We start from the raw sequence: 22,741 nt of genomic DNA, 5'->3' as shown, positions 1-22,741 counted from the left end.
GGCATGGCGAGTCCCTCCAGTACCGCACGGGTGCCGCGCTCCGCAGCGCGGGGGCGGCACCCCGGCTCCGCGACCCGCGAGCAGGGCCCCGGCACGCCCCGGCCCGGCTCCCGGGTGAGGCGTCAACTGCCCACCAGTCCCTGGCTGTTCGCAGCACCGGGAATCCTGGTCGTCGGTGTCTTCATCCTCTACCCCTTCGTCTCCACCCTGGTGAACGCCTTCACCGACCGCCGGACCCTGATGCCCGGCGAGTACGTGGGCCTGGCCAACTTCCGGGAGCTGCTGCACGACGAGATGTTCTGGACCGGGCTGCGCAACAGCACGCTGTACGTCCTCGGGGTCGTCCCCGCGCTCGTCCTGCTGCCGCTGCTGCTCGCCCTGCTCGTCCAGAAGAACATCCCCGGCATCACCTTCTTCCGGTCGGCCTTCTACACGCCGGTGGTCGCGTCCATCGTCGTGGTCGGCCTCATCTGGGTGTGGCTCCTGGACGAACGCGGCCTGGTGAACGCGCTGCTGGAGGCGATCGGCGTCGGCAAGGTCGGCTTTCTCAGCGACCAGTGGCTGCTCCTGCTGAGCGCCATGGCCGTCACGGTCTGGAGGGGCCTCGGCTACTACATGATCATTTACCTGGCGGCCCTCGCGAACGTACCGCGCGAACTGCACGAGGCCGCCCAGGTGGACGGCGCGGGCGCCGTGCGCCGCTTCTTCACCGTCACCGTGCCCGCCGTCCGCTCCACCATGGTGCTGGTCGCCGCGCTCTCCTCGGTCTCCGCCTTCAAGGTGTTCTCCGAGGTCTACCTGATGGCGGGACCCGACGGCGGCCCGGCCGGCGAGGACACCACCCTCGTGATGCTCGTGCAGCGCACCGGCACCGGGCTGACCGGCCGGGTCGGCTACGCCTCCGCCATCTCGGTCGTCGTCTTCCTCGTCACCGTCGTCCTGATGCTGCTGGTGCTGCGCGCCGACCGGAAGGAGGAGACGTGAGCGTCACCGAGAAGGCACCACCCGCCGAGACACCCGCCGCCGTCCGCGCGCCCCGGATCCGCGACGAGCACGGCCGGCGCGTCCGGGTGTGGGAACTCGTGCTGCGCTACGCGTTGTTGCTCGGTGTCCTGGCCCTCACCGTGGGCCCGTTCCTGTGGCAGCTGTCCACCTCGCTCAAGGGTCCGCACGAGGACATCTTCAGCTCCCCGCCGCGGTTCCTGCCGGGCGATCCGACCCTGCACAACTACCAGCGCGTCGCCGACACCATCCCCGTGTGGGACTACGCCCTCAACTCGCTGAAGGTGGCGGCGGCCAACGTGGTGACCAACTGCGTGGGCTCCGCACTCGCCGGGTACGCCCTCGCCCGGCTGCGCTACCGCGGCCGCAGACTCGCCACCCTGGTCTTCGTCCTCGCCATGCTCGTGCCGGCGGAAAGCATCATCATCGCCCAGTTCACGACCATGCGGGAGCTCGGCCTCAACAACACGCTGATCGGCGTCGTGCTGCCCGGCTGCATCGGAGCGATGAACGTCCTGCTGATGCGCAACGCCTTCCTCAACCTCCCCTACGAGATCGAGGAGGCCGCCTTCGTCGACGGCGCGAACGCCTGGCAGCGCTTCCTCAGGATCGCGCTCCCGTCGGTGAAGGGCACCCTCGCCGTGGTCGCGATCTTCGCCTTCATGGGCGCCTGGGACGACTTCCTGTGGCCGCTGATCGTGCTCAGCGACCCGTCGAAATTCACCCTGACGATCGGACTCAACTACCTGCACGGCACCTTCGCCAACGACGAACGGCTCGTCGCCGCGGGCACCATCATCGCCGTCGCGCCCCTGATCGCCCTCTTCGCCTGCCTCCAGCGCTACTTCTTCCGCGGTGTGGGCGAGGGCGCCGTCAAGGGCTGACCTCCCGTACCACCGATTCCGCAAGGACCCCGCATGCCCCCTGCCGTGCGCTTCGGCGTCAACTACACCCCCAGCGAGGGGTGGTTCCATCACTGGCTCGACTTCGACCTCGACTCCGTACGCGCCGATCTCGACTCGATCGCCGCGCTCGGTCTCGACCACATCCGGGTCTTCCCACTGTGGCCCCTCTTCCAGCCCAACCGGACGCTGATCCGGCCACGCGCAGTCGAACAGCTCGTCGCGCTCGCCGACGCGGCGGCCGAGCGTGGACTCGACGTCAACGTGGACGGACTGCAAGGACACCTGTCGAGCTTCGACTTCCTGCCGGCGTGGACGCAGACCTGGCACCGGCGCAACATCTTCACCGACCCGGACGTGGTCGAGGCACAGGCGGAGTACCTGCGCACCCTGGCCGCCGCACTCGCGGACCGGACCAACTTCATCGGGATGACGATCGGCAACGAGGTCAACCAGTTCGCGGCCGGCCCCCACCCCGACCCCGACCGGATCACCTCCGAGCAGGCCGGCCGCTGGCTGGACCGGCTGCTCACCGCCTGCTCCGAAGGCGCCCCCGGCAAGCTCCACCTGCACGCCTCGTACGACGCCGCCTGGTACCAGGACGACCAGCCGTTCACCCCGGCGCACTCGGCACGGCTCGGCGCGGTCACCGCCGTGCACTCGTGGGTGTTCAACGGCACGGCGCAGCGCCACGGGCGTACGGGTGTCGCCACCGAGCACCACGCCGCCTACCTCGTCGAGCTGTCCAAGGCCTGGGCCGACGACCCGTACCGCCCCGTCTGGCTCCAGGAGGTCGGCGCGCCCGCCCCGCTGATCCCCGCCGAACACGCCGCCGCCTTCACCGAGGCCACCGTCGCGCACGCCCTCGACTGCCCCGGACTGTGGGGCGTCACCTGGTGGTGCTCGCACGACGTCAGCCGCGGCCTCGCCGACTTCCCCGAACTCGAGTACAGCCTCGGTCTGCTGACCAACGACCGGCGTACCAAACCCGCCGGCGAGAGCATCGCCCGGATCGTCAAGGAACAGCGACCGGAGGCACCCGCGCCGCGCACCACCGCCCTGGTCGTCGACACCGCACCGGGCCGCTCGGTCTGCGCGCCCGGCGGCCCCGTCTTCGAGGCCTTCGCCCGGCTGACCGCCGACGGGGCGAGGCCCACCACCGTGCTCGCGAGCCGCGCCACCGACGCGGAACACCTCGCGGCGCGGGGCATCACCGAGGTCGTCACCCCGGACCAGGTCGTTCCCGACCAGGTCACCCGGTGACCGTGGCACCCCCGCAAGCACCGTAGACCGTCCCCCAACGATACGGAGCACTCAGTGAACCTCAGCAGACGCACCGTCCTGCTCACCGCGGCCGGCGCCGCGACAGGACTCGTGCCGGGTCTGTCCGGCCCGGCGACCGCGGCGCCCCGCGGCGCCGCGGCCCGGGACCTGCAGCCCTACGCGTCCTACTGGTACCCCGACTCACTGCCGTCGGGCACCCCCGGCACCGGAATCACCTGGCGCAGCCTCAAGGCGTGGCGCGCGGACAGCGACGCGGACCTGGCCTTCAACGCTGCGTCCGTGCCGCTCGCCGCACGCTTCACCCCGACCCCCGCGAACACCACGGCCCGCTCCGGCCAGGCACGCATCCAGTCGCTGGTCTCCTTCGGGCCCACGTCGGCCAATCCCTCGCAGGGCTCGGCCGACGCCGACTACTACGCCCTCACCCACTGGGCGTACATCGACGAACTCGTCTTCTGGGGCGGCTCCTCGGGCGAGGGCCTGATCCTCGCGCCCAACGCGCCGATCGTGGACGCGGCCCATCGGCACGGGGTCCGCGTCCTCGGCAACGTCTTCCTGCCGCCCGTCGCCTACGGCGGACAACTCCAGTGGACCCGCGACCTGGTGCAGAAGGACGCGAACGGCCACTACCCGCTGGCCGCGCAACTGGTCGCCGTCGCCGCGGCGTACGGCTTCGACGGCTGGTTCGTCAACGCCGAGACCGGCGGCGGGAACACGGCGCTGGCCACCGACATGCTCGGCTTCCTGCGCGAACTGAAGTCCCTCGGCGCCGCCAGGGGACAGCGCGTCACCTGGTACGACGCCATGACCGTGAACGGCTCGGTGAGCTGGCAGGGCGCGCTGAACAACCAGAACAAGACGTTCTTCCAGGCCGCGGACTCGATGTTCGTGGACTTCCGCTGGTCCGCGGGCAGCCTGGCCTCCTCCGGGTCGACCGCGCAGCAGCTCGGCCGCAGCCGCTACGAACTGTGGGCCGGCGTCGACGTCGAGGCGAACGGTACCGCCGCGTCCGTGAACTGGGACGCCATCGTGCCGACCGGCAGGGCGCACGTCACCTCCATCGGGTTCTACCGGCCCGAGTGGACCCGCAACCACCTCCCCGCGAACCGCACGCCCGGCGACTTCCACGCCGCCGACGACCTGTTCTGGACCGGCGCCTCCCTCGACCCCGCCAGACCGGACACCGACGCAGCCTGGCGCGCCCCGGCGGTCTCCGTCGCCGACCGTTCCACCATCACCTCCGTCCCGTTCGCCACCTCCTTCAACACCGGCCACGGGCTGAAGTGGTACGAGGACGGAAAGGCCACCTCGGGCTCCGCCTGGAACCATCTGGGCCTCCAGGACCGGCTGCCCTCCCGCCGCTGGGTGGTGCGGACCACCGGCAGTCGCCCCGTCGTCACCTTCGACTTCGCGGATGCCTGGCGCGGCGGCAGCAGCGTCCTGGTCGCCGGCAGCCCGGACGCGCCCACCACGCTGGACCTGTACGCCACCCGGCTGCCGATCGGTCCGGACACGGTGGTCGAGGTGACCCACCGCACGGACGCGGGAAGCCCCGCCCTGGAACTGGCCGTCGCGACCGCCGAACCGGGCACCGCGGGCGGCGCGCCCCCGTACACGTACCTCCCGCTGCCGGTGACCCCCGGCGGCGGCTGGCAGACCTCCACCGTGCGGCTCACCGGCCTGTCGGGCACCGTCCGGGCGCTCGGGGTCCGGATGACCGGCGGCGGAGTGGTCCGCTGGCGCCTCGGCGCCCTCGCCGTCCGGGACGCGCCGGTGACGCCCGCCGCACCGGCCGGTCTGCGGGTCACCGACGCCGACGGCGGCAGCCTGCGCCTCGCCTGGCAGGGCGCCCCCGGACCCGTACGCCACTACGAGCTGTACCGGATCCTCCCCGACGGCACGCGCCGCTTCCTCGGCGGCACCTGTCAGCGCGCGTTCCACGTCGGCGGTCTCGCACCCGAACAGGGCGAGACGGCCGCGCGGTTCGAACTGCGCGCGGTGGGGGAGCTGTTCACCGTCTCCACCGCAACCACGACCACGCACACCTGGTAGCCCGCACCCTCACCCCACGGAGCACTCTCATGCATGACGACCGCACCCTGGTCGAAGCCCGCCTCAAGCGCGTCCTGGACGAGCGCATACGTCCCGCCGTGTACCCCGAGTCCGTACCGCTGGACGTGGCCGTGTGGCACGCGCCCGGAGAGCCGGTGCCGGTCGCCGAGGGAATCGCGGCGAGCGTGGAGCCGATCGGGGCGGGCGCGCGCTGGGGTGCTCCGTGGGGCACCAGCTGGTTCCGCGTCACCGGCACCGTCCCCCAGGCGTGGGCGGGCCGGACCGTCGAGGCCCTGCTGGACCTCGGCTTCGACGAGAACATGCCCGGCTTCCAGTGCGAGGGACTCGTCTACCGCCCCGACGGCACACCCGTGAAGGGCCTGAACCCGCGCAACCAGTGGGTACGCATCGGCGCTCCCGTCGAGGGCGGGGAGAAGGTCCGGCTGCACATCGAGGCCGCCTCCAACCCGGTCATCCTCGACTACCATCCCTTCCTGCCCACACAGCTCGGCGACAAGGAGACGGCCGGCAGCGAACCGCAGTACCGGCTGGAGCGCATGGACCTCGCGGTCTTCGACGAGACCGTGTGGCAGCTCGTCGTCGACCTGGAGGTCCTCGGCGAGCTGATGGCCGAACTGCCCCTGGAGTCCGCCCGGCGCTGGGACGTCCTGCGCGCCGTGGAGCGGGCCCTGGACGCGCTCGACCTCCAGGACGTCGGCGGCACGGCGGCCGCGGCACGCGAGCGGCTGACCGACGTGCTGTCCACGCCTGCCGCTCCCTCCGCCCACCGCATCAGCGCCGTCGGGCACGCGCACATCGACTCCGCCTGGCTGTGGCCGCTGCGCGAGACCGTCCGCAAGGTCGCCCGGACGACCTCCAACATGACCGCGCTGCTGGAGGACGAGCCGGACTTCGTCTTCGCCATGTCCCAGGCCCAGCAGTGGGCCTGGGTGAAGGAACACCGGCCCGAGGTGTGGGCCCGGGTCAAGAAGGCCGTGGCCGACGGGCGTTTCGTACCCGCGGGCGGCATGTGGGTCGAGTCCGACACGAACATGCCCGGCTCGGAGGCGATGGCCCGTCAGTTCGTGTACGGCAAGCGGTTCTTCCTCGACGAGTTCGGCGTCGAGAACGACGAGGCCTGGCTGCCCGACACCTTCGGCTTCGCCGCCGGTCTCCCGCAGATCATCAAGGCGGCCGGCTCCAAGTGGCTGCTCACACAGAAGATCTCCTGGTCGCAGACCAACAAGTTCCCGCACCACACCTTCCAGTGGGAGGGCATCGACGGCACCCGCATCTTCACGCACTTCCCGCCCGTCGACACCTACAACTGCTCCATGAAGGGCAGCGAGATCGCCCACGCGGCGGCCAACTTCAAGGACAAGGGCGTGGCCCGGCACTCCCTCGCGCCCACCGGCTGGGGCGACGGGGGCGGTGGCACGACGCGCGAGATGGTCGCCAAGGCGGCCCGGCTGCGTGACCTCGAAGGCTCCGCGACCGTGGTGTGGGAGACCCCCGCAGAGTTCTTCACCAAGGCCGCCGCCGAGTACCCCAACGCCCCCGTGTGGGTCGGCGAGTTGTACCTCGAACTGCATCGGGCCACGCTCACCAGCCAGGCCGGCACCAAGCAGGGCAACCGGCGCAGCGAACACCTGCTGCGGGAGGCCGAGCTGTGGGCGGCGACCGCGGCCGTGCGGACCGGGCTGCCCTACCCGTACGAGGCGCTGGACCGGATCTGGAAGACGGTGCTGCTCCACCAGTTCCACGACATCCTGCCGGGGTCGTCCATCGCCTGGGTGCACCGGGAGGCGCGCGCCACCTACCGCCGCGTCGCCGAGGAGCTGGACGGCATCATCGACGTCGCCCAGCGCGCCCTCGCCGGTGAGGGCGCGACCGACCTGGTGTTCAACTCCGCACCGCACGGCCGGGACGGGGTCCCCGCGGGCGGCGCCCGCACGCCGCGGATCGAGGGTGTCGCCGCGCTCGCCCCGCGCGTCCAGGGCGGCTACGTCCTGGACAACGGCCTGCTGCGCGTCGAGATCGACGGCCGGGGACTCGTCGTCTCCGCGTACGACCTCACCGCCGACCGCGAGACGGTCGCGCCCGGAACCGCCGCGAACCTGCTGCAGCTGCACCCCGACTTCCCGAACATGTGGGACGCCTGGGACGTCGACGAGTTCTACCGCAACACGGTCACCGACCTGGTCGGCACGGACGAGATCGCGCCCGGCGAGGACGGCGTGTCCGTCCGGATCGTACGGTCCTTCGGCGCGTCACGGGTCACCCAGGTGCTCTCACTCGCTGCCGGTGAGCCTCGCCTCGACATCGACACCGAGGTCGACTGGCACGAGACGGAGAAGTTCCTGAAGCTCGCCTTCCCGCTCGACGTGCACGCCGAACGGTACGCGTCCGAGACCCAGTTCGGGCACTTCCACCGGCCCACGCACACCAACACCTCATGGGAGGCCGCCAAGTTCGAGGCGTGCAACCACCGGTTCGTGCACATCGAGGAGCCCGGCTGGGGCGTCGCCCTGGTGAACGACTCCACGTACGGCCACGACGTCACCCGGACCGTGCGCGACACCGACGGGGGCACGACCACCACGGTGCGTGTCTCGCTGCTGCGTGCCCCGCGCTTCCCCGACCCCGAGACCGACCAGGGCGTGCACCGCTTCCGGCACGCGCTCGTGCCGGGCGCCGGGATCGGCGACGCGGTGCGCGAGGGCTGGCGTATCAACCTGCCGGAGCGGCGGGTGAGCGGCGCGCACGAGGTCGCGCCGCTGGTGAGCGTCGAGCAGGACGCGGTCGTCGTGACCGCCGTCAAGCTGGCCGACGACGGGACGGGCGACGTCGTCGTCCGCTTCCACGAGTCGCGCGGCGGCCGCACCCGGGCCACGCTCACCCCGGGCTTCGACGTCGCGACCGTCACGGTCACCGACCTCCTGGAGCGGCCGCTCGCCGACGCGACGGCACCGGGCCGCGACGGTGACCGGATCACCGTCCCGCTGCGCCCCTTCGAGCTGGTGACGCTCCGGCTGCGGCGCGCCTGAGCGAGGACCGGGACGCCCTGACGTGACGGGGAGGGCCCGCCGCACCGTGACACGGCCGCGGCGGGCCCTCCCCGTGCGTCCCTGGCCGGATCCGTGGCCGGATCGGGCCCGGATCCGGCCGGCGCGGGCGGATGCGCGGGGTTCGCGGCAGGAGCCTCGGTCCGGGGCGGTGCGAGGGGCCGGGGCGGGCATCCCGGTCCGGAGGGGCGGACGTGCGTGCTCGGAGCGGGAGCCTCGGTCCGGGGCGGGCGACGGTGCGGGGTTCGAGGAGGGCACCCCGGCCCGGAGCGGCCGGACGTGCCGGTGTGGGACGGGCACCCCCGCACGGAGCGCACGGAGACGCGCCTCCGGGAGAGCTCACGGGTCGGGAACAGGGCTCGCTACGGGGCGAGTTGGCTGCGCAGCCACTCCTCGACCTCGCCCACGTGGGCGGCCGCCGCCGCCCGGGCCGCCTCCGGGTCGTGGGCCACCAGGGCGCGGTGGATCGCCGCGTGTTCGCGCCGGGTCCGCTCGAACGCTCCCTCCTCCTGGTAGCCGCGCCAGACGCGGGCCCGGAAGGTACGGGAGGACAGACCCTCCAGGATCGCCGCCATCGTCTCGTTGCCCGCGGCCATCGCGATGGCACGGTGGAACGCGAGGTCGTGGGCGATGATCTCCTCCGGGTCGTCCGTCGCGTTCATCGCCGCCAGGTGCTCCTCCACCTCGGCGAGCTGATCCGGCGTGATGCGGGCCGCGGCGAGAGCGGTCGCCGTCGACTCCAGGATGCGGCGGACTTCCAGGAGTTCGACCAGCCGCGGCCCCCGGGACAGATCGGCCACCACGCCGAACGTCTCCAGCAGGTCCCCGGCCTCCAGCTGCGTGACGTAGATGCCCGAGCCGTGCCGCGCCTCCAGGACGCCGAGGACGGTGAGCGCCCGGATCGCCTCGCGCATGGAGCTGCGCGAGATGCCGAGCTGTGCCGCGAGGTCCCGCTCGGTGGGCAGCCGCTGGCCCGGTTCGAGGCGGCCCTCGCCGATCATCGCCTTGATCCGCTCGATGGCGCGCTGCGTCACGGTGCCCTTCTGCGGGGCCGACTCGGCCGACTCCGTCTCCTTGGCCAGGGTCTCGTCCACGCCACATCCTCCTGTCGCCGGGTGCGCCGCAGTCTAACCAGCCATGTGGTCCGACCACTACGGCTGAAAACCGCGAAAATCTGGCCCCGGAGGGTGTTGTGACCCCGAAGTGGTCTGATAAATATTCGTCCCGGCTGGAAGAGGGACCTCCAGCCACGCATCCTGCTCGATCACGCTCGATGAGGAGCCGTCAGATGGCCGGCAGAACTGTGCGGAACAGGCGAACCCCGTCGCGAGCGGCACGTGCGGCCCTCGCGGCAACCTGCGCGACCCTCGTGCTCGCGGCATGCGGCAGCACCAAGGACACCGCCGCCCCGGGCGGCGGCGGAGGAGGCGACGGCACCGGCAAGGTCGGGGTGATCCTGCCCCTGCTGACCTCGCCGTTCTGGCAGTCGTACAACGACTACGTCCCCAGGATGGCGAAGTCCGAGGACGTGGACGCGCTCAAGACCGTCAACTCCAACAGCGACCCCTCGCAGCAGATCACCGACATCAACAACCAGCTGAACCAGGGCGTGCAGGGGCTCGTCGTGGCCCCCCTGGACAGTGCCGCGATCGCCGCCGGGCTCGACCAGGCCGAACGCAAGGGCGTCCCGGTGGTCGCCGTGGACGTGGCACCCGACAAGGGCAAGGTCGCCATGGTCGTGCGCGCCGACAACGTCGCGTACGGGGAGAAGGCCTGCGAGTACCTCGGCAAGCAGGTCGGGTCGGGCAAGGTCGTGCAGATCATGGGCGACCTCGCCTCCGTGAACGGCCGCGACCGCTCCGAGGCGTTCCGCAGCTGCGTCAAGAAGAACTATCCGAAGCTGAAGGTCCTGGAGATCCCCGCCAAGTGGGAGTCGGACACCGCGGCCTCCAAGCTGGACACCCTGCTCAACGCCAACCCCGACATCAAGGGCATCTACATGCAGGCGGGCGGCGTCTACCTGGCGCCGACCCTGCAGACCCTCAAGTCCAAGGGGATGCTGAAGAAGGCGGGCGAGGCGGGCCACATCACGATCGTCTCCAACGACGGCATCCCGCAGGAGTTCGACGCCATCCGCAAGGGCCAGATCGACGCCACCGTCTCCCAGCCCGCCGACGCCTACGCGAAGTACGGCATGTACTACATCAAGGCCGCGATGCAGGGGAAGAAGTTCGAGCCGGGCCCCACGGACCACGACTCGGAGATCGTCAAGCTGCCCAGCGGCATCCTGGAGGACCAGCTGCCCGCCCCACTGGTGACCAAGGACAACGTCGACGACCCCAAGCTGTGGGGCAACACGGTCAAATGAGTACACCACTGGTCGAGGCGCGGGGGATCGTCAAGCGGTACGGACCCACCGTCGCACTCGAAGACGGCCGGCTCACCGTCCTTCCCGGTGAGTCGCACGCCCTCGTCGGCCGCAACGGCGCGGGCAAGTCCACCCTCGTCACCGTGCTCACCGGACTCCAGGCCGCCGACGAGGGCACCGTCCTCTTCGGCGGTGAGCCCGCGCCCGCCCTCACCGACCGGGACGCCTGGCGCCGCAAGGTGGCGTGCGTCTACCAGCGGCCCACCGTCGTGCCCGAACTGACGGTCGCCGAGAACCTCTTCATCAACCGGCAGCCGACCGGCAGGGGAGGCCTCATCAGCTGGCGCCGGCTGAGGACCGAGGCGGCCGAGGTCCTCGACACCTGGGACGTGCACGTCGACCCGGACGCGCGGACCGCCGACCTCAAGGTCGAGGACCGTCAAATGGTCGAGATCGCCCGCGCGTTGAGCTTCGGCGCCCGGTTCATCGTGCTGGACGAACCGACCGCCCAGCTCGACAACCGGGAGATCGACCGGCTGTTCACCCGGATGCGCGCCCTGCAGGAGTCGGGGGTGACCTTCCTGTTCATCTCGCACCACCTCCAGGAGGTGTACGAGGTGTGCCAGACGGTCACGGTCCTGCGTGACGCCCGCTGGATCACCACCGCGCCGGTCGCCGAACTCCCGCGCCCGGCCCTGGTGGAGGCCATGGCGGGCGAGTCGATCGCCGAACGCCGGGTCGCGGACCGGACGGTGGCCGCGGACGCGCCGGTGATCCTCGACGTCGAGGGCCTCACCTCGGGCGCCTACGAGGACATCGACCTCACCGTCCGCCGCGGCGAGGTCCTCGGCCTCGCCGGCTCCAGCGGCAGCGGCAAGATCGAACTCGCCGAGTCCCTCGCCGGACTGCACACCCCGACCGGCGGAATCGCGCGACTGGACGGCGAGCGCCTCCCCTTCGGCGACGTCCGGGCCGCGCTGCGGGCGGGCGTCGGATGCGTGCCGCGCGACCGCCACGACCAGGGGCTCGTCTCCTCGATGAACGTCGGCGACAACACCACCATGACCGTCCTCGGGCGGCTCGGGCGCCACGGATTCATCGGCACCGACCGCAGACGCGCCTTCGCCGCCGACCTCATCGAGCGCCTCGACATCCACACCGAGGGCCCGGAGCAACCCGTCTCCGACCTCTCCGGAGGCAACGCGCAGAAGGTCGTGATGGCCCGCGCCCTCGCCTCGGACCCGCGCCTCCTCGTCCTCATCAACCCCACCGCGGGCGTCGACGTGAAGTCCAAGGAGTCCCTGCTGTCACGCATGGACAGCGCCCGGGAGGACGGCACGGCCGTGCTCGTCGTCTCCGACGAACTCGACGACCTGCGCCGCTGCGACCGCGTCCTCGTCCTCTTCCACGGCCGCGTCGTCGCCGAGCACCCCGCCGGCTGGCACGACCACGAGCTCATCGCCTCCATCGAAGGAGTGGACCATGGCTGACACCAAGGCCCCGCCGCTCACCCCCCTCCGGGCCCCGGACCCGCGTGCCGCCAAGACGATGCTGCTCCGCCGCGCCCGCGAACTCGCCCTCGTACCTGCTCTGTTGCTGCTCATGGTGCTCGGAGCGTTCGTCAACGACTCCTTCCTCACCGAGCGCAACCTCATCTCCATCCTCGGCGCGTCGGCGGCCCTCGCCATGGTCGTGCTCGCCGAGTCCCTGGTGCTCATCACCGGCAAGTTCGACCTGTCGCTGGAGTCCGTCGTCGGCATCGCGCCCGCCGTCGGCGCGCTGCTCGTCCTGCCCGCGGCCCAGTCCGGCTGGGGCACCGAACTCCCGGCGGCGCTCGCCCTCTTCGCGATCCTCCTGGTGGGCGCGGCCATCGGCGCCTTCAACGGCATCCTCGTCGTGAAGTTCAAGCTCAACGCCTTCATCGTGACCCTCGCCATGCTGATCATCCTGCGCGGGCTGCTGGTCGGCGCGACCAAGGGCAAGACGCTGTTCGGGATGCCCGACGCGTTCTTCTCGCTGGCCACCACCACCTTCCTGCGCGTCCCGATGTCCGTGTGGCTGGCCGCCGTCGCCTTCGGCGTCGCGGGCCTGGTCCTCAAGTACCACCGCGTCGGCCGCGCCCTGTACGCGATCGGCGGCAACGCGGACGCGGCCCGCGCGGCCGGCATCCGCGTCGAGCGCGTCATGCTCGGCGTGTTCGTCGTCGCGGGCGTCCTCGCCTCGGTCGGCGGGATCATGCAGACCGGCTACGTCGGGGCGATCAGCGCCAACCAGGGCAACAACATGATCTTCACCGTGTTCGCGGCGGCGGTCATCGGCGGCATCAGCCTGGACGGCGGCAAGGGCACCATGTTCGGCGCCCTGACCGGCGTCCTGCTGCTCGGCGTCGTGCAGAACCTGCTCACGCTCGCCCAGGTGCCGTCCTTCTGGATCCAGGCCATCTACGGCGGGATCATCCTGGTCGCCCTCATGATCGCCCGCGTGACGACGGGCCGCGCCCAGGACTGACCCCCCTCGACTCCGTACGGGCCCTCCGTACGCCCCCGTCCCGGACCGAAAGGCCTCCCGTGTCCCCAACTGCCGCCCGTATCACCGCGGTCGACACCTACGACATCCGTTTCCCCACCTCGCGCGAGCTCGACGGCTCCGACGCGATGAACCCGGACCCCGACTACTCGGCGGCCTACGTCGTCCTGCGCACCGACGACGCCGACCTTCCCGAGGGGCACGGATTCACCTTCACCATCGGGCGGGGCAACGACGTCCAGGTCGCCGCGATCGAGGCGCTGCGCGGACACGTGATCGGCCGGCCCGTCGACGAGCTGTGCGCGGACCCGGGATCGCTCGGCCGGGACCTGATCGGCGACAGCCAGCTGCGCTGGCTGGGACCCGAGAAGGGCGTGATGCACATGGCGATCGGCGCCGTCCTCAACGCCGTCTGGGACCTCGCCGCCAAACGCGCCCGCAAGCCGCTGTGGCGGCTGCTCGCCGACGCCGACCCCGAATGGCTGGTCGGCCAGGTGGACTTCCGCTACATCACCGACGCGCTCACCCCGCAGGAGGCACTGGACCTGCTGCGCCGCGGGAAGAAGGGCGCCGAGCAGCGCCGGGCCGCCCTCCTGGAGCGCGGCTTCCCCGCGTACACCACCTCGCCCGGCTGGCTCGGCTACGACGACGAGAAGCTCACCCGGCTCGCGGCCGAGGCCGTCACCGCCGGATTCCGCCAGATCAAGCTCAAGGTCGGCGCGGACCTCGACGACGACCTGCGCCGCTGCCGGGTCGCCCGCTCCGTCGTCGGCCCCGGCATCAGGATCGCCATCGACGCCAATCAGCGGTGGAACGTCGACGAGGCGATCGCCTGGACCAACGCGCTCGGTGAGTTCCAGCCCTACTGGATCGAGGAGCCGACCAGCCCGGACGACGTCCTCGGGCACGCGGCCGTCCGCAAGGCCGTGACGCCCGTGAAGGTCGCCACCGGCGAACACGTCCAGAACCGCATCGTGTTCAAGCAACTCCTCCAGGCCGGCGCCATCGACGTCCTCCAGATCGACGCGGCCCGCGTCGGCGGGGTCAACGAGAACCTCGCCATCCTGCTGCTCGCAGCCAAGTTCGGCGTGCCGGTGTGCCCGCACGCCGGCGGGGTCGGACTGTGCGAACTGGTCCAGCACCTCTCGATGTTCGACTTCGTGGCGCTGTCCGGCACCACCGACGACCGGGTGATCGAGTACGTCGATCACCTCCACGACCACTTCGTCGACCCCGTGGTGATCCGCGACGGCCACTACGCGGCACCGTCGTCGCCCGGCTTCTCGGCCACCATGCGGCCCGAGTCCATCGCTGAATTCACCTACCCCGACGGTACCTTCTGGGCAGCCGACCTCGCACAGCAGTCACGAACCGACCGGAAGGGGGCGGCCGCATGACGGACGCACAGGACTTCGACGGGCTCAAGGCGCTGGTCACCGGCGGCGCGTCCGGCATCGGACGGGCCACCGCGGACCTGCTCGCCGCCCGCGGCGCCCGGGTCGCCGTGCTCGACCTGGACCCGTCGTCGGTCGAGGGGCCGCTGCTCGGCCACCGCGCCGACGTCACCGACGACGCCTCCGTCCGCGCCGCCGTGGCCGCTGCCGCCGAAGCCCTCGGCGGCCTCGACGTCCTCGTCAACAACGCCGGCATCGGCGCCCAGGGCACGGTCGAGGACAACGACGACGCCGAGTGGCACCGCGTCCTCGACGTCAACGTCCTCGGCATCGTGCGCACCACCCGCGCCGCGCTGCCCCTGCTCCGGCGGTCCGCGCACGCGGCCGTCGTGAACACCTGCTCCATCGCCGCCACCGCGGGCCTGCCCCGGCGAGCCCTGTACTCCGCCACCAAGGGCGCGGTCCTCTCCCTCACCCTCGCCATGGCCGCCGACCACGTCCGCGAAGGCATCCGGGTCAACTGCGTGAACCCCGGCACCGTCGACACCCCCTGGGTCGGGCGGCTGCTGGACGCCGCCGCGGACCCGGCCGCCGAACGCGCGGCGCTGGAGGCCCGCCAGCCCACCGGCCGGCTCGTGACGGCCTCCGAAGTCGCCGGTGCCATCGCCTACTTGGCGAGCCCCCTGTCCGGCGCCACCACCGGTACCGCGCTCGCCGTCGACGGCGGCATGCAGGGCCTGCGACTGCGGCCGGTGGGACAGTGAGCACGCTGGGCGGCAGCGCGGTCGAGGTCGGTGCGCTGTCCTTCGGCGGTGCGGCCATCGCCGGCCTCTACACCGAGGTCGCGGAGGAGCAGGCGTACCAGGCCGTCGACGCCGCCTGGGAGTGCGGCATCCGCTCCTTCGACACCGCGCCGCACTACGGCATCGGCCTCTCCGAACGGCGCCTGGGCGCGGCCCTGCGCGACCGGCCGCGCGCCACGTACACCGTGTCCACCAAGGTGGGCCGCCGACTGGAGCCGACCGACACGGGCGGCGACGACCTCGCCCACGGCTTCGCCGTCCCCGCCACCCACCGCCGCGTCTGGGACTTCAGCGCCGACGGAGTCCGGCGGAGCCTGGACGCCAGCCTCGAACGCCTCGGACTCGACCGGGTCGACGTCGTCTACCTGCACGACCCCGACGACCACGCCGAGCAGGCCTTCCGCGAGGGCTACCCCGCCCTGGAGGACCTGCGCGCGCAGGGTGTGGTCGGCGCGATCGGCGCGGGCATGAACCAGACCGCGATGCTCACCCGCTTCGTCCGCGACACGGACGTCGACGTGGTGCTGTGCGCGGGCCGCTACACCCTGCTCGAACACGGCGCCCTCGCCGACCTGTTGCCCGCGGCCGAACAGCGCGGCACCTCCGTCGTCGTCGGCGGCGCCTTCAACTCCGGCCTGCTGGCCGACCCGCGGCCGGGAGCGACCTACGACTACTCCGCCGCACCCGCGGAGGTCCTGGAGCGCGCTCTGCGGCTCAAGTCCGTCGCCGAACGGCACAGCACCACGCTGCGGGCCGCCGCCCTGACGTTCCCGGCCGCCCATCCGGCGGTCGCGAGCGTCCTGGTGGGCTGCCGCTCCGCGCACGAAGTCCGCGACTGCGTCGCACAGTTCACCACGAAGGTGCCCGCCGGCTTCTGGCAGGAACTGCGCGCGGAAGGCCTGCTCCCCGCGGGCGCCCCCGTACCCGTACCGGAGCCGTCATGAGAGTCGCCCTGCACACGAAGGTCCGCGCCGACCGGGTCGCCGCGTACGAGGCCGCCCACCGTGAGGTCCCCGAGGAACTGACCGCTGCGATCCGCGCCGCCGGAGCCACCTCCTGGACGATCTGGCGCAGCGGCACCGACCTGTTCCACGTCCTGGAGTGCGAGGACTACGGACGCATGCTGGCCGAGCTGGAGAAGCTGCCGGTCAACATCGCCTGGCAGGCCCGCATGGCCGAACTCCTCGACGTCGTCCACGACTACTCCGGCGCGGGCGCCGACGCGGGACTGCCCGTGGTGTGGGAGCTGCCGTGACCGTCGACGCCCACCACCACGTGTGGGACCTGTCCGTCCGCGACCAGGACTGGATCACCGGACCGGAACTCCAGCCACTGCGCCGGGACTTCGGGATGTCCGACCTGGAGCCCGCGGCGCGCGCCGCCGGCGTCGACCGGACCGTCCTCGTCCAGACGGTCACCGTGGCCGCGGAGACCCCGGAGTTCCTGGCCCTCGCCCGGGAGAGCGAACTGGTGGCGGGGGTCGTCGGCTGGACCGATCTGACCCGCCCCGATGTCGCCGAGGAGCTGGCCCGCCTGCGCGAGCTGCCGGGCGGCGACTGCCTGAAGGGCATCCGTCACCAGGTCCAGGGCGAGTCCGACCCGCAATGGCTGCTGCGCCCGGACGTACGCCGAGGACTCGCCGCCGTCGCCGCGGCGGGACTCGTCTACGACCTGGTCGTGCTCCCGCACCAGCTGCCCGCGTGCGTCGCGGCGGCCGCCGACCACCCCGGACTGACCTTCGTGCTCGACCACGCGGGCAAGCCGCCCATAGCCCAGGGCGCCCTGGAGCCCTGGGCCGCCTCCGTCCGCGCGCTGGCCGCCCTGCCCAACACGGTCTGCAAGCTCTCCGGACTGGTCACCGAGGCGGACCCGGCCGACTGGACGGTCGAGGACCTGCGCCCCTACGCGGACACGGTCCTGGACGCCTTCGGCCCCGCCCGCCTGATGTTCGGCTCCGACTGGCCCGTGTGCACCCTGGCCGCGACCTACGGCCAGGTCGTCGACGCCACACGGGAGCTGCTGTCCGGCCTCGACGACGAGGAGACCGAGGCGGTCCTCTCCGGCACCGCCACGCGCGTCTACGGCGTCTGACGCGCCCGCCGTCCACCGGGAGCGGCTCCCCCGAGCGAGGGGTGGACCGGCCTTCGCGCGCGAACGGCCGTCAGTACGGGACGCGGCGCTCGTCGGCTGTCTCCAGGCGGGTCGGCGGCAGGAAGTCGCGCACGTACGTGCGATGCCAGCAGGCGCCGGTCTCCCGCAGTTCGCGCCATGTCGTGTACCGGTAACGGTAGAGACGGGCGCGGACGTAGCGCGGCGGCGCGTCCGCGGGGAACGGCGAGCGGCGCAGCAGCCGCAGGGTGTCCCGGTCGTTCTCCAGCAGACGCTCCACCAGACCCGCGAACCAGGCGCCGGCGTACGCGGGGGACAGCGCCGCGAACCACATCAGCCAGTCCAGCCGCAGATGGTAGGGCGCGAACTGGCGCGGCCAATGGCGGGGATCGCCCGGCTTGCCCTTGAACTCGTACTCCTGCCAGCGCGAGTGCTCTCGCGGCAGATCGTCCGTGGTGCCCTCGACGACCACCTCGTAGCGCACTCGGCTGACACTGCCGAACGCCCCGTAGGTGTTGACCAGATGGAGCGGGTCGAAGGAGCGGTTCATCACCTGGCGCCGGGAGAGCAGATTGCGGGCGGGCCGGTAACTGAGCGCGACCAGACCCGCGGCCACGGCGAGCACGACGACCTCGTACCAGAGCGGTGGCCCGGCGAGGCGCGGGGCCGTGCCGGGGAACCGGACCGCCGACAGGGCCACCACGATGGTCGTCCAGTTCAGCCACGCGAAGTTCCCGGACAGCACCAGCCACAGCTGGGTGAGGATCATCAGCGAGGCAGCCGCGCCGGCGATCGGCTGCGGGGTGAAGAGGAGCACCGGGACGACGAGTTGGGTGAAGTGGTTGGCCGCCACCTCGATCCGGTGGAACGGCTTGGGGAGATGGTGGAAGAACCAGCTCAGCGGGCCCGGCATCGGCTGTGTCTCGTGGTGGTAGTACAGGCAGGTCAGCTTCCGCCAGCACGCGTCCCCCCGCATTTTGATCATCCCCGCGCCGAACTCCACGCGGAACAGCACCCACCGCAGCTGGAACAGCACGACGATCGGCGGAGCCACCTCGTCGTTGCCGAGGAAGACCGCGAGGAAGCCCACTTCGAGCAGCAGGGACTCCCACCCGAACGAGTACCACGTCTGGCCGACGTTGACGATCGACAGGTACAGGACCCACGGTACGAGCCACAACAGCATCCCGCCCCACAGCGGCAGCAGCGAGTCGGCCCCCGCGATCAGTGCCACCGACACCGCGCAGCCCGTCCAGGACCAGAGCGCGAAGAAGCGGTCCGAGTAGCGCAGATGGAACACGCTCGGCGCGGCACGGAACGGCACCCGCTCCACGAATCGCGGGACCGGCAGCATCCCGCGCTCCCCGAGCAGCGCACGGAACTGCAGCGCCGCGCCCAGGAAAGCCATCAGGTACACGACGGCCAGCGCGCGCTGGAAGACCAGCCGGCTCCACCAGTACTCGGGGGCGACGAACCACTCCACGATGAGCGCTCCTCTCCCTTCCATTGTGACGCTGGGTGACCGCTTCGGCTTGCGTGACCCGAGCGGGTGACGCAGACAATGGTGGTCGAATTGCCCGGGATGAACGGGAGAACGTGGTGCACATACCCACCAGGGCCCTCGTCACGGCCTGCGCGCTCGCGGCGGCGCTCCTCGTCGCCGGGTGCGGCGGCGACAGCGACCAGGCCAGCGCGTCCGGCGCCTCGTCCGGCGAGGACGTCTACCTCCAGCCCGTCGCGGCCCAGGGGCCCGACCCCTTCACCGACTCCACCGCCACCGACGGCGGGGCCGAGCCGGGTGTCACCCGAACGCCGCAACCGGCGGCGAGCGGCGGCGCCTTCGACCCACGGAGCACGCTCGTCGTCCCGGGCTCCCTGCCGGGCCTGTACGGCGGCACCCGGAACACCGGGAGCTGCGACGTGGAGAAGGAGATCCGCTTCCTCGCCGCCGACCGGAGCAAGGCGCGCGCCTTCGCCGGGGTCTCGGGCATCACCCGGTCGTCGATCCCGGGCTTCCTGCGCGGGCTGACCTCGGTCGTGCTGCGCGCCGACACCCGGGTCACCAACCACGGGTTCAGCGACGGACGGGCGACCACTTTCCAGTCCGTTCTCCAGACCGGCACCGCCGTACTCGTCGACGACCGGGGCGTACCCCGGGTCCGCTGTGCCTGCGGCAACCCGATCGGCTCGCCGGCCGCGCACGGGAGCGGCTCGGGCACCCGCGGTACGCCCTGGTCGGGTTATCGGCAGTCCCAGATCGTCGAGGTCGCCCCGGCGCCCACGGTGATCACCGACCTGACGATCGTCGACGTCGACGACCACCAGTGGATCGAGCGCCCGACGGGGCACGACGGCCATCGCCACGACCACGTCGTACCGGCGCCGGACGGTCCGGCCGCGACGGAGCGCCCCGACCGGTCCTCGCCCGGTCCGCACGACTCCACCCCGGGGGTCGGCCCGGACGGACGGGGTACCGGTCCGGACTGCGGCACGCCGACCGCGGCCGCGCCCGTGCCGTCGCGGCCGACGGGCGCCGTCCCGGGCGAGACCCCGGGGGCGGCCACTCCCGGCGCGCGTCCCCCGGGCTCGGACGGCGGTGCCGATGTGGCAGCGGCGGGCGCCGCCAGGTCCGGTCCGCGGTCCGGCACCCCGACGGGCACCCCGTCGGCCGGGAGCCCGGCGGCCTCGCCTGCCGCGTGTCCCACGGCCACGCCGTCGGCGACGGAATCCGGGCCCGTGCAGAGCTCGCCGGACAGGAGCGCCGCGCCCGGGCGGTCCCCGGTACCGCCCGCCCCGCCGAGCGACCCGGGCACCCCGGACGAGGACATGGGTCCCGACACGGTGCCCGAGGATCCCGACGTCCCCGACGGCGGTGGGCTCGTCCCCGAGGAATCCGCCGACACGGACACGATCTTCGACGCGGCGACGGACGTGTTCGGCAGCTGAGCGTCCGCCCGGCCCGGGGCGCCCGGAAGCGGGCTGCCCAGAAGTCGAACAATCGGACAAATCCTGGCAAGGTGGCCCCATGGTTCATCGGGGAGCGAGCGCCCTGTCACTCCCGGACGACTGGCCCGCCCACCCGGATCCGATCCTGGCGCTCAACCGCATGGGCAGCTTCGACTGGGACCTGGACACGGGTCTGATGCACATGGACGCCCAGGCCCACGCCGTCTTCGACATGCGCCCGGGCGAATACGACGGCAACCCCACCACCCTGTCCGTGCGCGTGCCCGCCACCGAGTCGTACCGCCTCGACACCATGGTGTCCCAGGCCCTCAAGGACGGCAGCGAGAACTACGGTGCCTACTTCCGCATCCGCTGCCGCGACGGCTCCCTGCGCTGGACGCACACCCAGGGCTACATCCGCCGCGACGAGACCGGACGGCCCCGCCGGATCATCGGCATCGTGCGCGACGCCACCGAGGAGCTGAGCGAGAGCGCGGCACGCCGTGAGCAGGCCGCCGAGGACGAGGCCCGCCGGCAGCAGACCAGCGTCGTGCAGATCACCACCGCCGCGCTCGCCCACGCCCGCACCGTCCAGGACGTCATCGACGTGCTGAAGGACTCCCACGGCCTCACCCACCTCGGCGCGACGAGCCTGGTCATGGGGCTGGTGGAGGCGGGCCGCATCAGGCTGGTCGCCGAAGGTCCCGCGGGCAGCTTCGTCCCCGGCACCCTGGTCACCCGCATCGACGAGCAGTACCCGATGAGCGAGGTCGTACGGACCCTCGCCCCGCGTTTCATCGAGTCGCCCGAGGACTTCGCCGAGTCCTACCCGCTGCTGTGGCCGCACATCACCGATCTCGAGATCACATCGGCCGCGTATCTGCCGCTCATCGCCCAGGCCCGCCCGATCGGGGCGATGGGCCTGCTCTACAACGACCGGCACGGCTTCTCGGCCGAGGACCGCAACGTCCTCGTCGCGCTCGGCAGCAGCATCGCGCAGAGCCTCCAGCGCGCCATGTTCTACGAGCAGGAGAAGGACCTCGCGCAGGGCTTCCAGCAGGCGATGCTGCCGCGCTCCATCCCCAGTGTCCCCGGCGCCGACGTCGCCGTCCGCTACCGCTCCGCCTCCCTCGGACGGGACATCGGAGGCGACTGGTACGACCTGATCCCGCTGCCCGGCGGACGCGTCGGCGCCGTCATCGGCGACGTCCAGGGTCACGACACGCACGCCGCCGCCGTCATGGGCCAGCTGCGCATCGTGCTGCGCGCCTACGCCGCCGAGGGCCACACCCCGGCCACCGTGATGGCCCGTGCCTCGGTCTTCCTGCACGAGCTCGACACCGACCGCTTCGCGACCTGCCTGTACGCCGAGGCGGATCTGTCCACGGGGGTGGTCCAGCTGGTCCGGGCGGGCCACATCGACCCGCTGGTCCGGCACACCGACGGCACCTGCCGCAGGGTGGGCGTCGAAGGAGGACTGCCGCTCGGCCTGTCCGCCGAGTTCGGGCGGCTGGAATACCCGGTCACCAGCATCGAGCTCGACCCCGGACACACCCTCCTGTTGTGCACCGACGGCCTCGTCGAGCAGCCCGGCACCGACCTCGACGACGGCATGCACGCCCTGCGCGAGCTCATCAGCTCGGGCCCGGACGACGTCCGCGAGCTCGCCGACCGGCTGATCGACGTGGCGGAGGACCGCGGCGGCGACGACGACGTGGCGCTGCTCCTCCTGCGCCGTCGCGGCCTCACCGACCAGCGGTCGGGCGGACGGCTCCAGCAGCACGTGGCCCCCGGCGACCCCGAGGCACTCTCCGAGGCGCGCCACATGATCCGTGCCGCGGTCCGTGCCTGGGGCGCGGGCGAGCGCACCGACGAGATCGAGCTGGTCGCCGACGAACTGATCACCAACGCCCTCATGCACACCGAAGGCTCGGCGATCGTCACCCTGCGCGTGCTCACCGGGTCCGACCGCCGGATGCGCGCCGAGGTGGAGGACGCGTCCAGCGCCCTGCCGCGCCGTCGGGAGGCCGGCGAGTCCGGGGTCTCCGGCCGCGGTCTCCTCCTCGTCGACCGCCTCACCGACGTGTGGGGTGTGGAGGCCCGCGGCGGCGGCAAGTGCGTGTGGTGCGAGTTCATCGTCCCGGACCGGGACTGACCGGGACCGACCCGGACCGGACCGCCCCGGACGGGACCGCCCCGGACGGAACCGCCCCGGACGGGACCGCCCCGGACGGGACCGCCCCGAACCGAATCGCCCCGGACCCGCCGCGCGCGCCAGGTGCGCCGGTGG

17 protein-coding genes are annotated in these 22,741 nt (G+C 72.1%); 15 read left to right on the top strand and 2 right to left on the bottom strand.

The genetic code is table 11. The features are described 5' to 3' along the window. The first annotated feature begins 3 nt into the window (after positions 1 to 3). The 5 genes from ACZ4IF_RS06760 to ACZ4IF_RS06740 are packed head-to-tail and all read left to right on the top strand — an operon-like array spanning position 4 to position 8,287. On the top strand, positions 4 to 984 hold the full coding sequence (locus tag ACZ4IF_RS06760) for a carbohydrate ABC transporter permease (RefSeq protein ID WP_467560209.1): 981 nt from the start codon (positions 4 to 6) through the stop codon (positions 982 to 984). Continuing rightward, the gene (locus ACZ4IF_RS06755; protein WP_467560207.1) at positions 981 to 1,886 is read left to right on the top strand and encodes a carbohydrate ABC transporter permease; all 906 of its coding nucleotides are present in this window, start codon (positions 981 to 983) and stop codon (positions 1,884 to 1,886) included. Before ACZ4IF_RS06760 ends, ACZ4IF_RS06755 begins: the two co-directional genes overlap by 4 nt. Positions 1,887 to 1,919: 33 nt before the next feature. Beyond that, on the top strand, positions 1,920 to 3,167 hold the full coding sequence (locus ACZ4IF_RS06750; protein WP_467560205.1) for a glycoside hydrolase 5 family protein: 1,248 nt from the start codon (positions 1,920 to 1,922) through the stop codon (positions 3,165 to 3,167). A 54-nt stretch (positions 3,168 to 3,221) separates the two neighbouring features. After that, the gene (locus ACZ4IF_RS06745; RefSeq protein WP_467560203.1) at positions 3,222 to 5,240 is read left to right on the top strand and encodes an endo-beta-N-acetylglucosaminidase; all 2,019 of its coding nucleotides are present in this window, start codon (positions 3,222 to 3,224) and stop codon (positions 5,238 to 5,240) included. A 29-nt stretch (positions 5,241 to 5,269) separates the two neighbouring features. Next, entirely contained in the window at positions 5,270 to 8,287 is a 3,018-nt protein-coding gene (locus tag ACZ4IF_RS06740; RefSeq protein ID WP_467560201.1) for an alpha-mannosidase, read from the top strand. 380 nt (positions 8,288 to 8,667) lie between these two features. Here the strand turns inward: ACZ4IF_RS06740 and ACZ4IF_RS06735 are convergent, their stop codons facing one another. Further along, positions 8,668 to 9,399 carry a FadR/GntR family transcriptional regulator gene (locus ACZ4IF_RS06735; protein WP_467560199.1) on the bottom strand — a complete coding sequence of 244 codons (732 nt, stop codon included), beginning with the start codon at positions 9,397 to 9,399 and terminating at the stop codon, positions 8,668 to 8,670. A 194-nt stretch (positions 9,400 to 9,593) separates the two neighbouring features. Here ACZ4IF_RS06735 and ACZ4IF_RS06730 point away from each other — a divergent pair, with 194 nt between their 5' ends. The 8 genes from ACZ4IF_RS06730 to ACZ4IF_RS06695 are packed head-to-tail and all read left to right on the top strand — an operon-like array spanning position 9,594 to position 17,487. Beyond that, a complete protein-coding gene (locus ACZ4IF_RS06730) occupies positions 9,594 to 10,673 on the top strand; it encodes a sugar ABC transporter substrate-binding protein (protein WP_467560197.1) in 1,080 nt (359 codons plus the stop codon). Then, positions 10,670 to 12,163, top strand: a complete 1,494-nt coding sequence (locus ACZ4IF_RS06725; protein ID WP_467560195.1) for a sugar ABC transporter ATP-binding protein — start codon at positions 10,670 to 10,672, stop codon at positions 12,161 to 12,163. Before ACZ4IF_RS06730 ends, ACZ4IF_RS06725 begins: the two co-directional genes overlap by 4 nt. Next, positions 12,156 to 13,181, top strand: coding sequence for an ABC transporter permease (locus tag ACZ4IF_RS06720; RefSeq protein WP_467560193.1), 1,026 nt, complete (start codon positions 12,156 to 12,158; stop codon positions 13,179 to 13,181). Before ACZ4IF_RS06725 ends, ACZ4IF_RS06720 begins: the two co-directional genes overlap by 8 nt. A gap of 59 nt (positions 13,182 to 13,240) precedes the next feature. After that, complete coding sequence (locus tag ACZ4IF_RS06715; protein ID WP_467560191.1) at positions 13,241 to 14,596, top strand: L-fuconate dehydratase; 1,356 nt, start codon at positions 13,241 to 13,243, stop codon at positions 14,594 to 14,596. After that, positions 14,593 to 15,357 (top strand): SDR family NAD(P)-dependent oxidoreductase, encoded by a 765-nt coding sequence (locus tag ACZ4IF_RS06710; RefSeq protein WP_345656729.1) that lies wholly within the window; start codon positions 14,593 to 14,595, stop codon positions 15,355 to 15,357. The genes ACZ4IF_RS06715 and ACZ4IF_RS06710 overlap by 4 nt, the downstream gene beginning before the upstream one ends. Beyond that, positions 15,354 to 16,340, top strand: coding sequence for an aldo/keto reductase (locus ACZ4IF_RS06705; protein ID WP_467560188.1), 987 nt, complete (start codon positions 15,354 to 15,356; stop codon positions 16,338 to 16,340). Before ACZ4IF_RS06710 ends, ACZ4IF_RS06705 begins: the two co-directional genes overlap by 4 nt. Then, positions 16,337 to 16,651 carry an L-rhamnose mutarotase gene (locus tag ACZ4IF_RS06700; RefSeq protein ID WP_345656731.1) on the top strand — a complete coding sequence of 105 codons (315 nt, stop codon included), beginning with the start codon at positions 16,337 to 16,339 and terminating at the stop codon, positions 16,649 to 16,651. Before ACZ4IF_RS06705 ends, ACZ4IF_RS06700 begins: the two co-directional genes overlap by 4 nt. After that, on the top strand, positions 16,648 to 17,487 hold the full coding sequence (locus tag ACZ4IF_RS06695; RefSeq protein ID WP_467560186.1) for an amidohydrolase family protein: 840 nt from the start codon (positions 16,648 to 16,650) through the stop codon (positions 17,485 to 17,487). Before ACZ4IF_RS06700 ends, ACZ4IF_RS06695 begins: the two co-directional genes overlap by 4 nt. A 70-nt stretch (positions 17,488 to 17,557) precedes the next feature. On the opposite strand, the gene ACZ4IF_RS06690 is transcribed toward ACZ4IF_RS06695, so the two are convergent. Beyond that, on the bottom strand, positions 17,558 to 18,988 hold the full coding sequence (locus tag ACZ4IF_RS06690) for a lipase maturation factor family protein (protein WP_467560184.1): 1,431 nt from the start codon (positions 18,986 to 18,988) through the stop codon (positions 17,558 to 17,560). Positions 18,989 to 19,104: 116 nt separating this feature from the next. Here ACZ4IF_RS06690 and ACZ4IF_RS06685 point away from each other — a divergent pair, with 116 nt between their 5' ends. Next, positions 19,105 to 20,451 carry a DUF6777 domain-containing protein gene (locus tag ACZ4IF_RS06685; RefSeq protein ID WP_467560182.1) on the top strand — a complete coding sequence of 449 codons (1,347 nt, stop codon included), beginning with the start codon at positions 19,105 to 19,107 and terminating at the stop codon, positions 20,449 to 20,451. Positions 20,452 to 20,530: 79 nt separating this feature from the next. After that, a complete protein-coding gene (locus tag ACZ4IF_RS06680; protein WP_467560180.1) occupies positions 20,531 to 22,606 on the top strand; it encodes a SpoIIE family protein phosphatase in 2,076 nt (691 codons plus the stop codon). The last annotated feature ends 135 nt before the right edge of the window (positions 22,607 to 22,741 follow it).

Source organism: Streptomyces sp. NPDC025784 (assembly GCF_055558435.1).
Note: the sequence above shows the minus strand (reverse complement) of the source record. Positions and strands in the feature narration are given on the sequence as shown.